This is a genomic window from Variibacter gotjawalensis (genome assembly GCF_002355335.1).
Classification (GTDB): domain Bacteria; phylum Pseudomonadota; class Alphaproteobacteria; order Rhizobiales; family Xanthobacteraceae; genus Variibacter; species Variibacter gotjawalensis.
Genome location: NZ_AP014946.1, coordinates 448,908 through 464,087, shown reverse-complemented (window position 1 = coordinate 464,087; position 15,180 = coordinate 448,908). Strand labels below are relative to the sequence as shown.

18 protein-coding genes and 1 tRNA gene are annotated in these 15,180 nt (G+C 63.1%); 4 read left to right on the top strand and 15 right to left on the bottom strand.

Annotated elements, in window-relative coordinates; genetic code table 11:
* Positions 1–45: 45 nt before the first annotated feature.
* On the bottom strand, positions 46–369 hold the full coding sequence (locus GJW30_RS02220; protein ID WP_096351098.1) for a hypothetical protein: 324 nt from the start codon (positions 367–369) through the stop codon (positions 46–48).
* Positions 370–679: 310 nt separating this feature from the next.
* On the opposite strand from GJW30_RS02220, the gene GJW30_RS02215 reads away from it, so the two are divergent.
* On the top strand, positions 680–1,696 hold the full coding sequence (locus GJW30_RS02215) for a catalase family peroxidase (RefSeq protein ID WP_096351096.1): 1,017 nt from the start codon (positions 680–682) through the stop codon (positions 1,694–1,696).
* Between the two features lie 19 nt (positions 1,697–1,715).
* On the opposite strand, the gene GJW30_RS02210 is transcribed toward GJW30_RS02215, so the two are convergent.
* The 11 genes from GJW30_RS02210 to GJW30_RS02160 form a co-directional block, all read right to left on the bottom strand.
* Positions 1,716–2,177 (bottom strand): GNAT family N-acetyltransferase, encoded by a 462-nt coding sequence (locus GJW30_RS02210; RefSeq protein WP_096351093.1) that lies wholly within the window; start codon positions 2,175–2,177, stop codon positions 1,716–1,718.
* Between the two features lie 94 nt (positions 2,178–2,271).
* A tRNA-Phe gene (locus GJW30_RS02205) sits at positions 2,272–2,347 on the bottom strand.
* A gap of 126 nt (positions 2,348–2,473) precedes the next feature.
* A complete protein-coding gene (locus GJW30_RS02200) occupies positions 2,474–2,656 on the bottom strand; it encodes a DNA gyrase inhibitor YacG (RefSeq protein WP_096351090.1) in 183 nt (60 codons plus the stop codon).
* 32 nt (positions 2,657–2,688) lie between these two features.
* Positions 2,689–4,296 (bottom strand): GMC family oxidoreductase, encoded by a 1,608-nt coding sequence (locus tag GJW30_RS02195; protein WP_096351087.1) that lies wholly within the window; start codon positions 4,294–4,296, stop codon positions 2,689–2,691.
* 3 nt (positions 4,297–4,299) lie between these two features.
* A complete protein-coding gene (locus GJW30_RS02190) occupies positions 4,300–4,569 on the bottom strand; it encodes a hypothetical protein (RefSeq protein ID WP_096351084.1) in 270 nt (89 codons plus the stop codon).
* 27 nt (positions 4,570–4,596) lie between these two features.
* Positions 4,597–5,403 carry an SDR family NAD(P)-dependent oxidoreductase gene (locus GJW30_RS02185; protein WP_096351081.1) on the bottom strand — a complete coding sequence of 269 codons (807 nt, stop codon included), beginning with the start codon at positions 5,401–5,403 and terminating at the stop codon, positions 4,597–4,599.
* A gap of 61 nt (positions 5,404–5,464) precedes the next feature.
* Entirely contained in the window at positions 5,465–5,989 is a 525-nt protein-coding gene (locus GJW30_RS02180) for a YcnI family copper-binding membrane protein (RefSeq protein WP_130364716.1), read from the bottom strand.
* Between the two features lie 26 nt (positions 5,990–6,015).
* Positions 6,016–6,366, bottom strand: a complete 351-nt coding sequence (locus GJW30_RS02175) for a TMEM200 family protein (protein ID WP_096351077.1) — start codon at positions 6,364–6,366, stop codon at positions 6,016–6,018.
* 264 nt (positions 6,367–6,630) lie between these two features.
* Positions 6,631–7,914, bottom strand: a complete 1,284-nt coding sequence (gene ispG, locus GJW30_RS02170; RefSeq protein ID WP_096358607.1) for a flavodoxin-dependent (E)-4-hydroxy-3-methylbut-2-enyl-diphosphate synthase — start codon at positions 7,912–7,914, stop codon at positions 6,631–6,633.
* Positions 7,915–8,006: 92 nt separating this feature from the next.
* Positions 8,007–8,942, bottom strand: coding sequence for a DMT family transporter (locus GJW30_RS02165; protein WP_096351075.1), 936 nt, complete (start codon positions 8,940–8,942; stop codon positions 8,007–8,009).
* A 156-nt stretch (positions 8,943–9,098) separates the two neighbouring features.
* Entirely contained in the window at positions 9,099–9,593 is a 495-nt protein-coding gene (locus GJW30_RS02160; protein ID WP_096351074.1) for a Fur family transcriptional regulator, read from the bottom strand.
* A 201-nt stretch (positions 9,594–9,794) separates the two neighbouring features.
* On the opposite strand from GJW30_RS02160, the gene GJW30_RS02155 reads away from it, so the two are divergent.
* The 3 genes from GJW30_RS02155 (at position 9,795) to GJW30_RS02145 (ending at position 12,308) form a co-directional block, all read left to right on the top strand.
* A complete protein-coding gene (locus GJW30_RS02155) occupies positions 9,795–10,577 on the top strand; it encodes a 3-hydroxybutyrate dehydrogenase (protein ID WP_096351071.1) in 783 nt (260 codons plus the stop codon).
* 163 nt (positions 10,578–10,740) lie between these two features.
* Positions 10,741–11,778 carry a patatin-like phospholipase family protein gene (locus GJW30_RS02150; protein WP_096351068.1) on the top strand — a complete coding sequence of 346 codons (1,038 nt, stop codon included), beginning with the start codon at positions 10,741–10,743 and terminating at the stop codon, positions 11,776–11,778.
* Positions 11,775–12,308: an O-acetyl-ADP-ribose deacetylase gene (locus tag GJW30_RS02145; protein WP_096351065.1), complete on the top strand. Its 534-nt coding sequence runs from the start codon at positions 11,775–11,777 to the stop codon at positions 12,306–12,308. Before GJW30_RS02150 ends, GJW30_RS02145 begins: the two co-directional genes overlap by 4 nt.
* Before the next feature lie 103 nt (positions 12,309–12,411).
* Here GJW30_RS02145 and GJW30_RS02140 read toward each other — a convergent pair whose 3' ends face one another.
* The 3 genes from GJW30_RS02140 to GJW30_RS02130 form a co-directional block, all read right to left on the bottom strand.
* Positions 12,412–13,350, bottom strand: coding sequence for a PfkB family carbohydrate kinase (locus GJW30_RS02140; protein ID WP_157746674.1), 939 nt, complete (start codon positions 13,348–13,350; stop codon positions 12,412–12,414).
* A complete protein-coding gene (gene nudC / locus GJW30_RS02135; protein ID WP_096351059.1) occupies positions 13,337–14,284 on the bottom strand; it encodes an NAD(+) diphosphatase in 948 nt (315 codons plus the stop codon). Before nudC ends, GJW30_RS02140 begins: the two co-directional genes overlap by 14 nt.
* A 300-nt stretch (positions 14,285–14,584) precedes the next feature.
* Entirely contained in the window at positions 14,585–15,013 is a 429-nt protein-coding gene (locus GJW30_RS02130; RefSeq protein WP_096351056.1) for an HIT domain-containing protein, read from the bottom strand.
* Positions 15,014–15,180: the final 167 nt, after the last annotated feature.

Here is a 15,180-nt window from a genome sequence, read left to right as displayed (position 1 = left end):
CCGCGCCGTGAAGCGCGGGGCTCTGTTTGTTCGGCAGACTGAAGGTTAGTCGCAGTCGCGCTCGCGCATCGTGACGACGGTGCCGTCCGGACGAACGCGCTCTACCACACGGTAAGAGCAATCCGAGTTGTCGTTGTAGTAGACGCGCTCGGGTTGGTTCCAGTAGCTGCGCGCCGGGTAAGTCCGCGTGCGATACTCAGTGTCGTAATAGTAGGTGCTACGCGGCGTGTCGTAATAGTAAGCCGGTCCGCCGAGGCGAACGCCGACACCCGGGACACCGATTTCGACCTGTGCCGAAGCCGGGGCTGCGATCATGAGAGCCCCGGCGCCGATGGTTGCAGCGGTCAGAAGTTTTGCAATGCGAGTCATATTACCTCCTGTTTTCGCGAGCCGACATGCTCACTATTCTGGGAGTGGATTTTCCAACGCGAGGCCCTCACGACCATCGCGCGGCTGTCTTGGAAACGCGACCCGCGGCGAGCCGTTCCGATCGTAAGAAGTGAGCCATTCACGAAATGTAACCGCCACATATGCGGCAAAGGCTACCGAGCACCAGTTCGGTCGAAAGTCTGTTCGTGGCTCGGTTCTCGGCCTTTGTTAGAAGAGTTCCACAATTGGTTGTCGACTTCGGTATGACTGTGCGACAGTGTTTTCTCTCAGTGGGGACTGGAGGATAAGAATGACGAAAATCGTCGCCTTGATGTTTTCGACTGCCGCCGCGCTTCTGTCGGCCGGCCCAGCTCTCGCACAGACGCCGGCAGCTCCGGCGCAGCCGGCCGCCGCTGAGGTCGATCCGCAAGCCATCGTCGATTTGCAGTTTGCCATCGCGGGCAACCACAAGAAGGTGCGCGCGAGCGGCGCCAAGGGCGTCTGCGTCAAAGGCGAGTTCACGCCTTCGGCCGAGGCGGCAAGCCTTTCGAAAGCGCCGCATTTTGCCAAGCCGGTTCCGATGACCGCCCGCTTCTCCATGGGTGGCGGCAACCCGAACATCTCGGACAAGACGAAGCCGACGACGCGCGGTTTCGCCATGGAGTTCGAAATCGCCAACGACCCGATGGTCTTCTACTTCATCTCCGCGCCGGTGTTTGGCGCGAGAACGCCACGTCAGCTGCACGACGGAATCTCGGCGCGTTTGCCGGGGCCGGACGGCAAACCGGACGCCGAGAAGATAAAGGCTTTCGTCGCCGCCAATCCGGAAACGACGCGGCAGGCTGCATGGCTTAATGCTCGACCGGTGCCTGCCAGCTTCGGCGGCGTCAACTATTGGGGCGTTCAGGCTTTCACGCTCACCAATGCGGCCGGCAAGCCCACGATCACGAAGCTCAAAGCGATCCCGACTGCGGGGCAGCTCGGCTTGAGCGACGACGAACTCAAAGCGAAGCCGGATAGCTTTTACGCGGACGAGTTGACGGAGCGGCTCGGCAAAGGGCCGATGACGTTCGACTTCGTCGCGATCCTCGGTGAGCCTGGCGATCCGACCAATGACTCGACAGCGATGTGGCCGGAGGACAACCGCAAGACCGTGAAGCTGGGCACGATCGCGATCTCCGCGATCCAAGCGAACACCATCTGCGACGAGAAGCCGACCGATCCGGTCGCCAACCTCCCGCAAGGTGTCGCGGGCCCGGCGGACGATCCGATGTTCGAAATCCGCTCGCCGGCCTATGCGATCTCGCGCGGCAAGCGCGCGCAATAGCGATCAAATCCGGCGTGCGTCAGGCGCGCGCCGGAATTTGCCGAATTTGGAATCCCGTCTTGTTCTGTTCGAAACCGACGTCGCGATAGAACTTCAACGTCGTAGGCTCTTTCGATCCAGTTAGAAGCATTACTTTGTAGCAGCGGGAGTTCCATGCTGAGGCAATTGCCGCTCGCAAGACCGCTTGCCCATAACCTTGCCTACGATGGAACGCGTGCGTGACCACATTCTCGATCAGCCCGTAAGGGGCGCCGCCTCTCGTTAGATTGGGAACGACTATCAACGTGCAGGTGCTTACCAAGATGTCGCTAACCAGGCCCACAAAGATTCCGCTGCCAGGATAATGCGAGATCTGTTCCCAAATTCGCTCGGCGTCATCGAGCGCTAAGGCCGGATCGTCAGGCTGCAGCTGCGGATAAATATTGATGAGGGCTTTGAGATCGCCACGGTTGGCAATGCGGACAGCGAAATCGTGCTGCATGTCTTGATCCGAAAAACTTTGTTGAATTGATTGGGGCGTGCGTAGGACGCGAGGTCCACCGTCGATGCACTGAAATCGTAGCGTTGAAGACGAATGGTGCCCGGGGGCGGGATCGAACCACCGACACTGCGATTTTCAATCGCATGCTCTACCAACTGAGCTACCCGGGCGTCCGGAGCCTGCAATCGAGTGCTGGCCGGAGCGGGCGGTTTATAGGGGGTGGGATCGCGCCTGTCCAGCGCTGGCGGCGAAAGACTTAACGCCAAGGATTCGCGGGTAAAATCGGCACCGGCTCATCAGTCGCGCGGGGCGAGCGGCGGGGTCTCGTCGCTGTCCTCGGCGGATTCGACTCCCGGGATCGCGTAGCGGCCCGACAACCAGCGGTGCAGGTCGACATCCCTGCATCGTTTCGAGCAAAACGGTCGCGTTGCCGGGTCGACCGGTTTTCCGCAGACCGAACATTTGGGCTTCGTTGGCATGAGGCGAATGTAGTCGCCCGCGCGGTGATTTTCTACGCGGCGCGCGCCGCTTTGGCGTCGGCGAGGAGCATATCCGACGCTTTTTCCGCAATCATGATCGTCGGCGCCTGCGTGTTTCCGGTGGTGAGATACGGCATCACGGACGCGTCGGCGACGCGCAGATTGCGGATGCCGCGTACTTTCAGCTCCGGGTCGACGACGGCGTTCGGGTCGATGCCCATGCGGCAGGTGCCGACCGGGTGATACAGCGTCGTGCCCTCGCGGCGCACGAAGGCTTCGATGTCGTCCGGCGCAGTAATGCTCGCGCCCGGCCGCGTCTCCTCGATCAGATGATCGCGGAACGCCGGCGCCGCGAAGATGCGGCGCGAATGGTCGAGCCCGGCCAGCAAGACGCGGATATCGTCCGGGTCGGTGAGATAGCGATAGTGGATCTTCGGTCGCGCATTCGGATCGGCGCTGTGGATCATCACGGTGCCGCGGCTCGACGGACGTGTCGGACACACCGCGATGGTGATGCCGGGCTCTTTCTCAACGACCAGCGCCTTGCCGAAGACGTAGCTCGCCGGCGTGAACAGCAGCTGCAGATCAGGGCTCGCGAGGCCTTCGCGCGAACGGCAAAACACCATCGCGCTGGTGACGCCCATCGTCAGCGCGCCATTGCCCATGAGGCCGAACTTCGCGATCTCGCGGACGAGCCGCCAGCCGCGCGAGAGTTCGTTGAGCGTCTCGAGGCCTCGCAGTCGCGCGACGAGGCGGCCGACGTAATGGTCCGAGAGATTGCGGCCGACGCCCGGCACCGCCGCCTGCGTTTTGATGCCGAGGCTACCCAGATGCTCCGGATCGCCGATGCCGGAGAGCTGCAGAATTTGCGGCGAGCCGATCGCGCCGGCGGAGACGATCACTTCGCGGTTCGCGCGCGCCTCTTCGTTGCGGCCGCCGCGCGAAAAGCGAATGCCGATCGCCGCGCCGTTCTCGATGAGCAGCGACGAGACGGTCGCGTTGGTCGTGATCGTCACGTTGCGTTTGGCGGCATCGCTGGCGAGGAATGCGCGATAGCTCGACCCGCGCCAGCGGCCGAGCTTGTTCATCTGCGAATAGCCGACGCCCTCCTGGCTCGCGCCGTTGTAATCGGGCGTGAATGGAAATCCGGCTTCCTGCGCGGCGCGGACGAACATATGCGTCACGGGCAGGATCGTGCGATAGTCCTGAATACGCCATGGGCCGCTGTCGCCGCGGATCGTCGTGTCGCCGCCTTGCTCGTAGGTCTCCGAGCGGCGGAACAGATGTTTGACGTCGTCGAAACTCCAGCCGCGATTGCCGAGCTGCGCCCAACCGTCGTAGTCGGCCGGGTTGCCGCGCACATACAGCATGCCGTTGATCGACGACGAGCCGCCGAGCACTTTGCCGCGCGGCGTATGGATCGCGCGATTGTCGGTGCCGGCCTCCGGCTCCGAGGCATACATCCAATTGAAACGCGGATCGTAGAGCAGCTTCGCGACACCGGCCGGAATTTGAATCCAAGGATGACTGTCGGCACCGCCGGCTTCGATAAGATTGACGGTGTAGCCGGCTTCTGCGAGCCGGGCCGCGATGACGCAGCCGGCCGAGCCCGCGCCGATGACGATGTAATCGTGCTGCATCGTTTAGCGCGCGACCGATACGGCGTCGGTGGCCGGCGCGTTGAAGCCGCTCTGCGCCATGCGGGCGAGACCGCGCGGCGTGATGGCAACACGCGCATCGCGCATTGGGCGGCCTTCACGCGGCTCGAGGCGAACGAGCTCCTCGCCGATGGCGTCTTCCCAGATCGAGAGGCGCGGGCAGGAGGTACGCCACGCTTCCATTGCGGCACCGTAAGTGCGCGGCGCTTCGGCGATCCAGGTGAGGAATTGCAGCGTCAGCGCTTCGTTCGCCATCTCGCTTCTCCGCGCTCTTGTTGTGGCTCAAGAATACTTCAGCGTCAGGCCGCCGTCGACCACGAGTTCGATGCCGGTGACGTAGCGGCTCTCGTCGGACGCAAGATAGACCGCCGCGTTGGCGACATCCCACGCGTCGCCGCCGAAGCCCATCGGGATCTGCCGCGCGCGCTCTTTCCACATCGTGTCGACATCGCCCTTGCCGTAAGCCTGCGCGAGCTGAGCGGCGTTCTCGACCATCGGCGTCTGCATCAGACCAGGTAGGATCGCGTTGACGCGGATTTTCTGCGAGGCGTATTGCGCCGCCGTCGTGCGGGTGAGGTGACTGAGCGCTGCCTTCGTCGTGTAGTAGGTCGCGTAAGGGACGCCCGTGTAGCGGATCGCGGCGATCGACGAGATCGTGATGATCGAGCCGCCGCCGACCTCCTGCATCGCAGGGATAACGTGCTTTAGGGTGAGGAAAGCGCCTTTGAGATTGACGTCGTGGACGCGATCCCATTCGGCTTCGGAAAGTTCGACGACGCCGCCGACCACCGCGATGCCGACATTGTAGTCGAGCACGTCGATTCGGCCATACTTTGCGCGCGTCGCCTTCACCATCGCTTCGACTTCGGCGGCCTTGGTGACGTCGGCGCGCAGCGCAATCGCGTCGCCGCCTTCCTTCACGATGATCGCAGCGGTCTCTTCAGCGGCCGCGAGGTTCGCGTCGGCGCAGGCGACTTTCGCGCCTTCGCGCGCGAAGGCGACCGCCGCCGCTTTGCCGTTGCCCCAGCCGGGTCCGATGGAACCCGCGCCGACAACGAGCGCGATCTTGTTCTTGAGGCGATCCGCCATCCGGTTTCTCTCCCGCTTTTTTCGCAGTGTGCGTCCGAAGCGGCGGAGAGGGAAGTAGCGTTTAGTGCGCGTGCGTAGGCTTTTTCGGCAGGAGATTGAGCGAGGGCGCCGGATAGCGGAGCTCGTGCGCAGATTTTCCGTTCGCCGGAATCTCCGACCAATCCATCTTGCCGCTTTGGCATTCCTGCAGCGTCGCGAAATGCAGCGTCTTGTTCGGCGCGTCCGGCAGACGCACGTTGATCGAAAAATCGTCGAAGTGGTCTGCGTCGAGCGTGCCGGTCCAAGTGATCTCTGTCACACGCTCGGTGATCGTCGTGCCGTGCGGTCCGGAGATCGGCGTCGCGAGCTTTTCCTTCGTGACGTCGAGCGTCCAGCCGGCCTTCGGCTGCGGCCGTGCGCCGTTGACGCCGGCGGGGATTAGCACACGCACGACTTTCGTCGGCGAGCCATCGCAGCCGTGCGTGATCGAGATCGCGAGACGTGCGTAGGAGTCGGCTTGCGCCTCGCGCGGCGTGATGACGGCATGCGCGTTGGCGGCCGTGGCCGAGAGGGTCGAGATCAGAAGTGTTGCGGCGAGGCGTTGCATGGCGGCGGTTTTAGCACCGCTGCCGATCAACGCCTAGGCGCAGGATAACCGGTACCGCGGACGCGGTTCCACCAGCGGCGCGTATAGCCGTAGGCGAACGCGCCCGCGATCGCGACGACAACCACCGGAACAAGGATCAGCGCGAACGAGACCGCCAGCGAGAGGACGAGGATCGCAATGACGGCGAAAATCGCGACGCCGATGCCGATCGCGAACGGTCCCGGCATCTTGATGCGCGCCGAATGCATGCGGCCCTGGCCGTCGACGAAGACGAAGTCCTCGACGCGACCGCGCCTGCGCTGCCGGGTTTCGGCACCGGGCGGGATGATTTCCGGCTCGACGCGCGGAGTTTCCGGCTGGTTGGGGTTCGGGCTCATGCCTTTAAATCTAGAGCGCCGATTGTGGCGGACAAGCGGCCTGCGGCGGAACGGCGCAGAACTTTACGTTCGGGAAACACAATAAGCGACCTAACGCCATCCTTCGAGACGCAGCCGCGGCGGCTGCGCCGCCGGAGCTGCTCCTCAGGATGAGGGCGGAGGGCGTTGCAAGGAATGTCGTGATCGAGCGCCAATCCTCATCCTGAGGAGCGCGGGGATCGGCGAAGCCGGCCCTGCGCGTCTCGGAGGATGCAGGCCTGGATCTTACTCCGCCGCGGTGCGGCTGCCCTGGCCGTAGCGCTGCTCGATGTAATCGAGCATCAACTGTTTGAATTCGGCCGCGATACCGTCGCCGCGCAGCGTTTTCGCCTTTTTGCCGTCGATGAAGACGGGAGCGGCTGGCGACTCGCCGGTGCCCGGCAGCGAAATGCCGATGTCGGCGTGCTTGGACTCGCCCGGGCCGTTCACGATGCAGCCCATCACGGCGACGTTGAGGTTCTCGACGCCCGGATAGCGTGTCTTCCACTCCGGCATCGTGTTGTGGATGTAGCTTTGAATGTCGCGGGCGAGTTCCTGGAAGGTCGTCGAGGTCGTGCGGCCGCAGCCCGGGCATGCGGCGACGAGCGGCACGAAGGTGCGGAAGCCCATCGTCTGCAGGATTTCCTGCGCGACCTTCACTTCGAGCGTGCGGTCGCCGCCCGGTTCCGGCGTCAGCGAAACGCGGATCGTGTCGCCGATGCCTTGCTGCAGCAGAATGCCGAGCGCGGCGGATGATGCGACGATGCCCTTCGAGCCCATGCCGGCTTCGGTGAGGCCGAGATGGATCGCGTAGTTCGAGCGGCGTGCGAGATCCTGGTAGACCGCGATCAGATCCTGCACGGCGGAGACCTTCGCCGATAGGATGATGCGATCGCGCGACAGGCCGAGTTCCTCGGCGCGCGTGGCGGAGAGCAATGCGGATTGCACCATGGCTTCGCGCATGACGGCGCGCGCTTCCATCGGCTTTGCGGATTGCGCATTCTCGTCCATCAGGTGCGTAAGCAATTCCTGATCGAGCGAGCCCCAGTTGGCGCCGATGCGCACGGGCTTGTTGTATTTGATCGCCGTCTCGACGATCTGCGAGAACTGCTTGTCCTTCTTGTCCTTGAAGCCGACGTTGCCCGGATTGATGCGGTACTTGTCGAGTGCCTCGGCGCAAGCCGGATGATCGGCGAGCAGTTTGTGGCCGATGTAATGGAAGTCGCCGACGAGCGGTGCCTTCACGCCCATCTTCAGCAATCGATCGCGGATGTGCGGAACAGCGGCAGCGGCTTCGTCACGGTCGACCGTGATGCGGACGAGTTCGGAGCCGGCGCGGGTCAGCGCTGCCACTTGGCGCGCGGTGCCCTCGATGTCGGCCGTGTCCGTGTTGGTCATCGATTGCACGACGACCGGGGCGCCACCGCCCACCTGAACGCCACCAACTGAGACGGCGACGCTTTCGCGGCGCGCGGCAGGGCCGGCGCTCGGCTGGGTCGGCGATTCGGAAACTTTCGTCTGGATATTCATCATTATCTCGTCGCTGCGCCGCTCGCGCCCTGAAGCATTTTCAAGTGAAGTGGATACACGTTCACTGTCCAAGAAAATGCGAACACACAAAACTAGCTTGGCCGGTTGACCAGGATCAGGCCCGCGGCCACCAAAGCAGCCGCAACCGCGAAAGCGGCGGTCATCGGTTCACCTAATACCCAATGTCCGGCCAATACGCCAAAAATAGGTGTCAGGAAGGTGAAAGCCGAGAGGCGGGATGCCGAATAGTGGTATAATAGTGTTACCCAAGCGAGAAAAGTTACGCCGACCACCCAGAACGCCTGGTAGCTCATCAGTCCGAGGGCGAATGCAGAGGGCGGCCAGGCCCCGCGCTCACCTAGAACGAGGGCGCCGGCGCCCATCATCAGCGCCGAGACGACCAGCTGATAGAGCATCGTTTTCTCGGGACGGACTCGCGAGAGCACGCTGGCTTTGATGATGACCACCGTCGCGGCCCAGCCGATCGCGGTGCCGATCACCATCAGATCGCCGATCCATTGCCGCGGGTCGGCTCCGGCTTCCGGAACGCCGAAGGCAACCAAAATGCCGGCAAAGCTGAGCAGCAGGCCGAGCCATTGCGAGCGCCGCAGCGTGTCGGCGGGCAAAAACCAGCGCGCGCCGATCACGACGAAGAACGGCATCGTGTAGAGGAAGACGGCGGCTCTACTCGCCGTCGTCCACTTCAAGGCCGGATACATCAACATGAATTCGATGCCGAACAGCACCGCGACGATCATGCCGGCGACGAGCGAGCCGTCGCGATTGAAGATCGGGATGCCGCGGATGCGCATATAGATCGCGACGAAAATCGCAGCGCCGGCCGAGCGCAGCGCGCCCTGCATCATCGGGGGAATTTCCGGGAGCGTGAGTTTGATCGCGACCTGATTGAAGCCCCACGTCACGACGCAAACGAAGATGACAAGCAGCGCGACAGTGTCGAGCGGCCGCGTCGTTGAAGACAAAGGCGCGGTCGCTGACGGCGCAACGGTTTTGTCGGGATCGAGCATGAAGCGCTTCCAAAAACTCCGCTCATGCCCGCGAAAGCGGGCATCCAGTCGGCGTGCGCAAGCACGCGGCAAATACTTTGATAGCGCGCATCCGCGCGCTCACTGGGTCCCCGCTTTCGCGGGGACGAGCGGAGAGTTTGGCTCCGGTCGATACCGTCACTTCGTCTTGCCGTGTTTGGCGCAATGCTCGCAGAGTCCGGCAACTTCCAGCGTCGAACTCTTCGGTGTGAAACCGACCGCGCGGGACGCTGCGTTCAGCGCTTGGTGCAACGGCGCCGAATGCGCTTCGCCGACCGAACCGCAGCTCTCGCACAACAGAAAGACGACGCTCTCGCCCGCATCGTGATGGTGGTGACAGGCGACGAAAGCGTTGCGGCTCGCGATGCGGTGGACGAAGCCGTGCTCGAGCAGAAAATCGAGCGCGCGATAGACCGTGATCGGGGCAGGGCGCGGGCCTTTCTCGGCCAGACGGTCCATAATCTCGTAGGCGCCGAACGGCCGGTGCGCCGACGTCAGCGCGGCAAGCACCTGGCGGCGGATCGGCGTGAGGCGCAGCCCCATTTCGCGGCAGCGGGCCTCGGCGCCGTCGAGCGCGGACGCCTCGCAATGCGCGTGATCATGGCCGGGAGGCTGAAACAAAGGCTCGGACATCCGGTCTCCGCGAGCGTTTCGCTCGAAATTCGCAAGGCTGCAGCCACCATATGGGCAAGTCAGGACACCATACGGGAGCAATCACGAAATTGCATATTGCGTCGCAATAAATCGTGTCACATTAGATCGGCACGACCTCATGTAGGCCTTTCCGGCCGCTTATCGACCCCCAATCGAGTCTCCAGAAATTCGAGGTTCTCAATGCTCAAAGGCAAAACGGCTGTCGTCACGGGCTCTACATCCGGTATCGGTCTCGGCATCGCGCGTGCGGCTGCCGCGCAGGGCGCCAACGTCGTCATCAACGGCTTCGGCGACAAGGACGCGATCGAGAAGGAACGTGCCGGCATCGAGAAAGAATTCGGCGTCAAGGCGCTCTACTCCGCCGCCGACATGACGAAGCCGGCCGAGATCGCCGCGATGGTGACGGACGCCGAGAAGATGTTCGGCTCGGTCGATATTCTCGTGAACAACGCCGGCATTCAGTTCGTCTCGCCGGTGGAAGAGTTTCCGGTCGAGAAGTGGGATCAGATCATCGCGATCAATCTCTCTTCGGCTTTCCACGGCATTCGCGCCGCGGTGCCGGGCATGAAGAAGCGCAAGTGGGGCCGTATCATCTCGACCGCATCGGCGCATTCGCTTGTCGCCTCGCCGTTCAAGAGTGCCTACATCGCGGCAAAGCATGGCATCGCGGGATTGACCAAGACGGTCGCGCTCGAGACCGCGACCTTCGGCATCACGTGCAACTGCATCTCGCCCGGTTACGTCTGGACGCCGCTGGTCGAGAAGCAAATTCCCGATACGATGAAGGCGCGCAACATGACGGAAGAGCAGGTCAAGAAGGACGTGCTGCTTGCCGCGCAGCCGACGAAGGAGTTCGTCACGGTCGATCAGGTCGCCTCGCTTGCGATGTATCTCTGCACGGACTCGGCGGCGTCGATCACGGGCGCCAATCTCTCGATCGACGGCGGCTGGACGGCGGCTTAGCCGTCTGCTGGAATTGGTTTGTGGCCTTCATCCTTCGAGACGCGCGCATCGGCTACGCCGACTGCCGCGCTCCTCAGGATGAGGGGAAACGCCGTGCTTCCTCCGCCCTCATCCTGAGGAGCGCCGGAGGCGCGTCTCGAAGGACGAGGGCGGCCGCAGTATCATGAAACGCAAAAAGCTTCATCTGGCTCTGCAGGGCGGTGGCGCGCATGGTGCGTTCACCTGGGGCGTGCTCGACCGTCTTCTCGACGAAGAGAAGCTCGCCATCGACGGCGTTTCCGGTGCATCGGCCGGCGCCGTCAACGCCGTGTTGCTGGTCGACGGGCTTGCGCGCGGCGGGCCGCGCGAAGCTGAGAAGCGGCTCGCCGACTTCTGGCGCGCGACCAGCCGCGACGGCAGCTTGTCGAACAGCGAGCGAGCGGTCGTCGACCGTCTGTTCTGGTTCATGCCGATGGCCGGCTCGCCGCTGCAATCGTGGTACGAAGCTTGGAGCCAGGTCTTCTCCCCCTACGATCTCAATCCACTCAACCTCAATCCGCTACGCGATCTGATCGAGCGTTTCGTCGATTTCGAAGCCGTCCGCAAAGCCAAGAATCCGTTGTTCGTCTCGGCCACAAATGTGCAGACCGGCAAGCTGCGCGTTTTCTCGCGCGAACAAATGTCGGCCGACGTGATCGCGGCATCGGCCTGTCTGCCGCAGCTCTTCCGCGCGGTCGAAATCGACAACGTTCCGTACTGGGATGGCGGCTATGTCGGCAACCCGACGCTGTTTCCGCTGTTTCAGAAGACCGATAGCGACTGCACCGACGTTTTGATCGTGCAGATCAATCCGCTCGAGCGGACCGGCACGCCGACATCTCACAAAGACATCATGAACCGCGTCAACGAGGTGACGTTCAATTCCTCGCTGCTCTCGGAGCTGCGCGAGATCGCGCTCGTTTCGCGTTTGATCGAGGCCGGTCAGGTCACGTGCGGGACGGGCAAGAACGAGTATCGCCGCATCAACGTGCATCGCATCGTGCTCGGCACTTCGATGGGGCTCGATGCCGACAGCAAACTCAACAACGACTACGATTTTTTCCTGACGCTGCGCAAAGCCGGCGTTCGCGCGGCGCGGCGTTTCCTCGACGCGCATTTCGACGACATCGGCGTCAAGTCCACGGTCGATCTCGACGCGGAAGTGCAGGCGGAGTGGGGATGACGACGATCGGCGCGACGCGGCTGGAGGTCGTCACCGGCGACATCACGCGGCTCGATGTCGATGCGATCGTGAATGCGGCGAACACGTCGCTGCTCGGTGGCGGTGGTGTCGATGGTGCGATCCATCGCGCGGCCGGTCCTGATTTGCTCGAAGAATGCCGGACGCTGAACGGCTGCGAGACAGGGCAGGCGAAGATCACGCGCGGCTATCGGTTGCCGGCGCGTCACGTCATCCACACGGTCGGTCCGGTGTGGCACGGCGGCGGCCGCGACGAAGAAGCGCTGCTCGCGTCCTGCTATCGGGTCTCGCTCGATGTTGCTCGCGCGAATGGTCTGAAGTCGGTCGCGTTCCCGGCGATCTCGACCGGCGTTTATGAGTTTCCGGCTGAGCCGGCGGCGCGCATCGCGGTCGGTACGGTGGCTGATGTTGTGAAGTCGGAGCCGGACGCGTTCGATCGCGTCGTGTTCTGCTGCTTCTCGGACGCCAGCGCGAAGCTGCATCAAGCGGCGATCCGAAGTTCTAATAAATAAGATCTGGATTGCTTCGTCGCAGTCGCTGCGCGACTTGCTTCTCGCAATGACGAAGACTCTCAGCGTCATTGCGAGGAGCGAAGCGACGAAGCAATCCAGTCCTTCAGCTGTTCTTCGCCAAGAAATCCAGCACCTCTTGGCGATGCGGCGCGCCGAGAACGCCGCCGAAGCGTTCGCATTTGATCGCGGCGGCCGCTGTCGAAAAGCTGATCGCGTCGACTTCGTTGTGCCCCTCCGCCAACGCAAGCACAAACGCACCGTGGAATGTATCGCCGGCACCAAGCGTATCAATCGCGTTGACGCGATACGTCGGCATATGACGGACCTTGCCGTCGTCCAGCCAATATGTGCCGTTGGCGTTGTCGGTGACTGCGATGAAAGAGTCTGTCTCGCGCGCGATGCGGTGCAACGCTTCGCCGAGATCGTCGCATTGAGCTGTTGCGCGCAGGCCGTCGGCCGCGAAGACGAGATGCGAACAGGCACGCAGCAGCAAACTGCTGGCTTCGGTCGGGCGGTCGCCGTCTAGCACGCATGGCTTGTTCGCCTCGCGCGCCGCGTGACACAGCGGCAGAACGAATTCGGCGAAACGATTGTCGGCGAGGATCGCGTCGGTTTCGCGCGCAAGTTTGGCGGGATCGGCGAGCCGTGCCGCAGACAAGCGCTCGTCGCGGTGGTTGACGATAAGCCGCTCGCCCGCGCCATCGACGATGATCGCGGAGATCGGCGAGGTCGCGCCTTTCACCCGCACCGACAGCGAGCAATCGACATCTTGCGTCGCGAGATAGTCGAGAATCTGCTGCCCGACCGGGTCGGCGTCCGGATCGCCGAGCGGCGCCGTCAGCGCCGCGATACCGCCGAGCCGCGCGAGCGCGATCGCGGCGTTGCCGGCACAGCCTCCGCTCACCGCAACGTAGTTCTTCGCGCGCGTCTTCGAGCCCGGCGGCGGAAACGCGTCCATCTGGTAGACGTGATCGAACACCGCGATGCCGGCGCACAGCACGCGGCGCGCGCGCTCAGGCGCAGCAAACTCAGGAAAGGACATCGGCACCGTGATCGACGAAATCGCGGATGATGTGGTGCGCAATGGCGACCGGTGGCGGCGTGCCGAGCCCATCAGTGTGGCGACGCATCAGCATGTCGGCGCATTCCTGGCGGGTGAACCAGCGCGCGTCTTCGAGTTCGGCGCGATCCACCGTGATATCGCGCGAGGTCGCCTCGGCGTGCACGCCGATCATAAGATTCATCGGGAACGGCCAGGGCTGCGAGCGGAAATATTTCACCTTGCCGCAGTGAATGCCGGCTTCTTCCAGCACTTCGCGGCGCGTCGCTTCTTCCAACGTCTCGCCCGGCTCGCAGAAGCCGGCGAGGCACGACCACATGCCGGTCACGAAACGGGTCTGACGGCCGAGGAGACATTTGTCGCCGTCGATCGCCAGCATGATGACGACCGGGTCGGTGCGCGGGAAATGCTCGGCCTTGCATTGCGGGCATTCGCGCTTCCAGCCGGCCTGTTTCGACTTCGTCGCGGTGCCGCAACGCGAACAGAAGGAGTGTCCGAGATGCCAGTGCAGCATCGCTTTGGCTTCGGCGAGCGGCGGCAGATGCACCGGATCGACTAGGCCCTGCACGGCGATCGTGCGCAGGTCGGTGACGACGTATTCCGGGTTGGCTTTCAGCGCCTCGCCTTCTTTGGCGTCGAGTGCGATGCCGAAGCGGGCCGCGCCGTTGCGGTCGAGGCCGAGAAAGACTGTGCCGCGCGGCTCGCCGAAATAGCGGACCGCGCTGGTCGGGAAGAGCGGATTGGTCTCGCCCTGCTGGCGCTGCATCAGTACGAGCTCGCCGGCGATCAGATAGACGCCGGCGTCGGCGCGGTCCCACGCTTTGTCGAGAAACGCGTCGTCGGCGCGATGTTCGGCCGCGCGATCGAGCGCGCTGTCGGTGTAGCCGAGATGCGGAAGCGGGCCGAGGTCAGACATGGAGAGCCTTGCTGGTGAGACGCGACAGGTAGCGTGAGGTCGCGGCGACACGCAAGCGTGTGAGACGCATGCCTCTCCGACAAGGGTGTCGTAGCGCTGCCCAAACCCTCAGAGTGTCATCCCGGACGGCCGGCGCAGCCGGACGAGCCGGGATCCATGTACCCCAGTGACCGCAGGGATACGTGGGTCCCGGCTCTCGCGGTTCGCGCAGCGCGCGTTGCGCGCCGCGAACCTCGCTCGGCCGGGATGACACTCCGTTTCCCTCGGTTCTTCCTTTGTATGTCGGAAGCAATACAAGGCTCACGCTGAGTTCGAAAGCGGTAGCTTGGCTCTGATCGCGCCGATGAAGCTCTGCATTGCGCCATCGGCATAAGGCTTCGCCGGGATCTTGCCCCAGACGGGACCGGGCCAAGCCGGATCATTGCGGAAACGCGCGATGATGTGGACGTGCAGCTGCGGGACCGTGTTGCCGAGCGCCGCGACGTTGAGCTTCTCGCACTCCGTCACCTCGCGCAGAGCCTCCGAGACCCAAGTGATTTCGGCCATCAGCCCAGTTTTGTCCTCGGCGTCGAGATCGATGATTTCGACCGCTCCGACTCGCCGCGGGACGAGGATCAGCCAGGGGTAATTGGCATCCCGCATTGCCAAAAGGCGGCACAACGGCAGGTCGATAACTGGGTCGGTATCACCCGCGAGACGCGAATCAAGTGTCCAATCGGCCTGTGACATATCTGACATAGCTAAATCACATTCTAACGCGCGTTAGAGTTGAGATGAGTAAAATCAATGACTTAACTTCCTGTCTGTACGGGATTTTACGGTATCTCAATCTTTGGGATGATTGTATCGGGAACCGAAAGCGATACATTTTGCTTTGCAACAGGCGCTTTGACGAG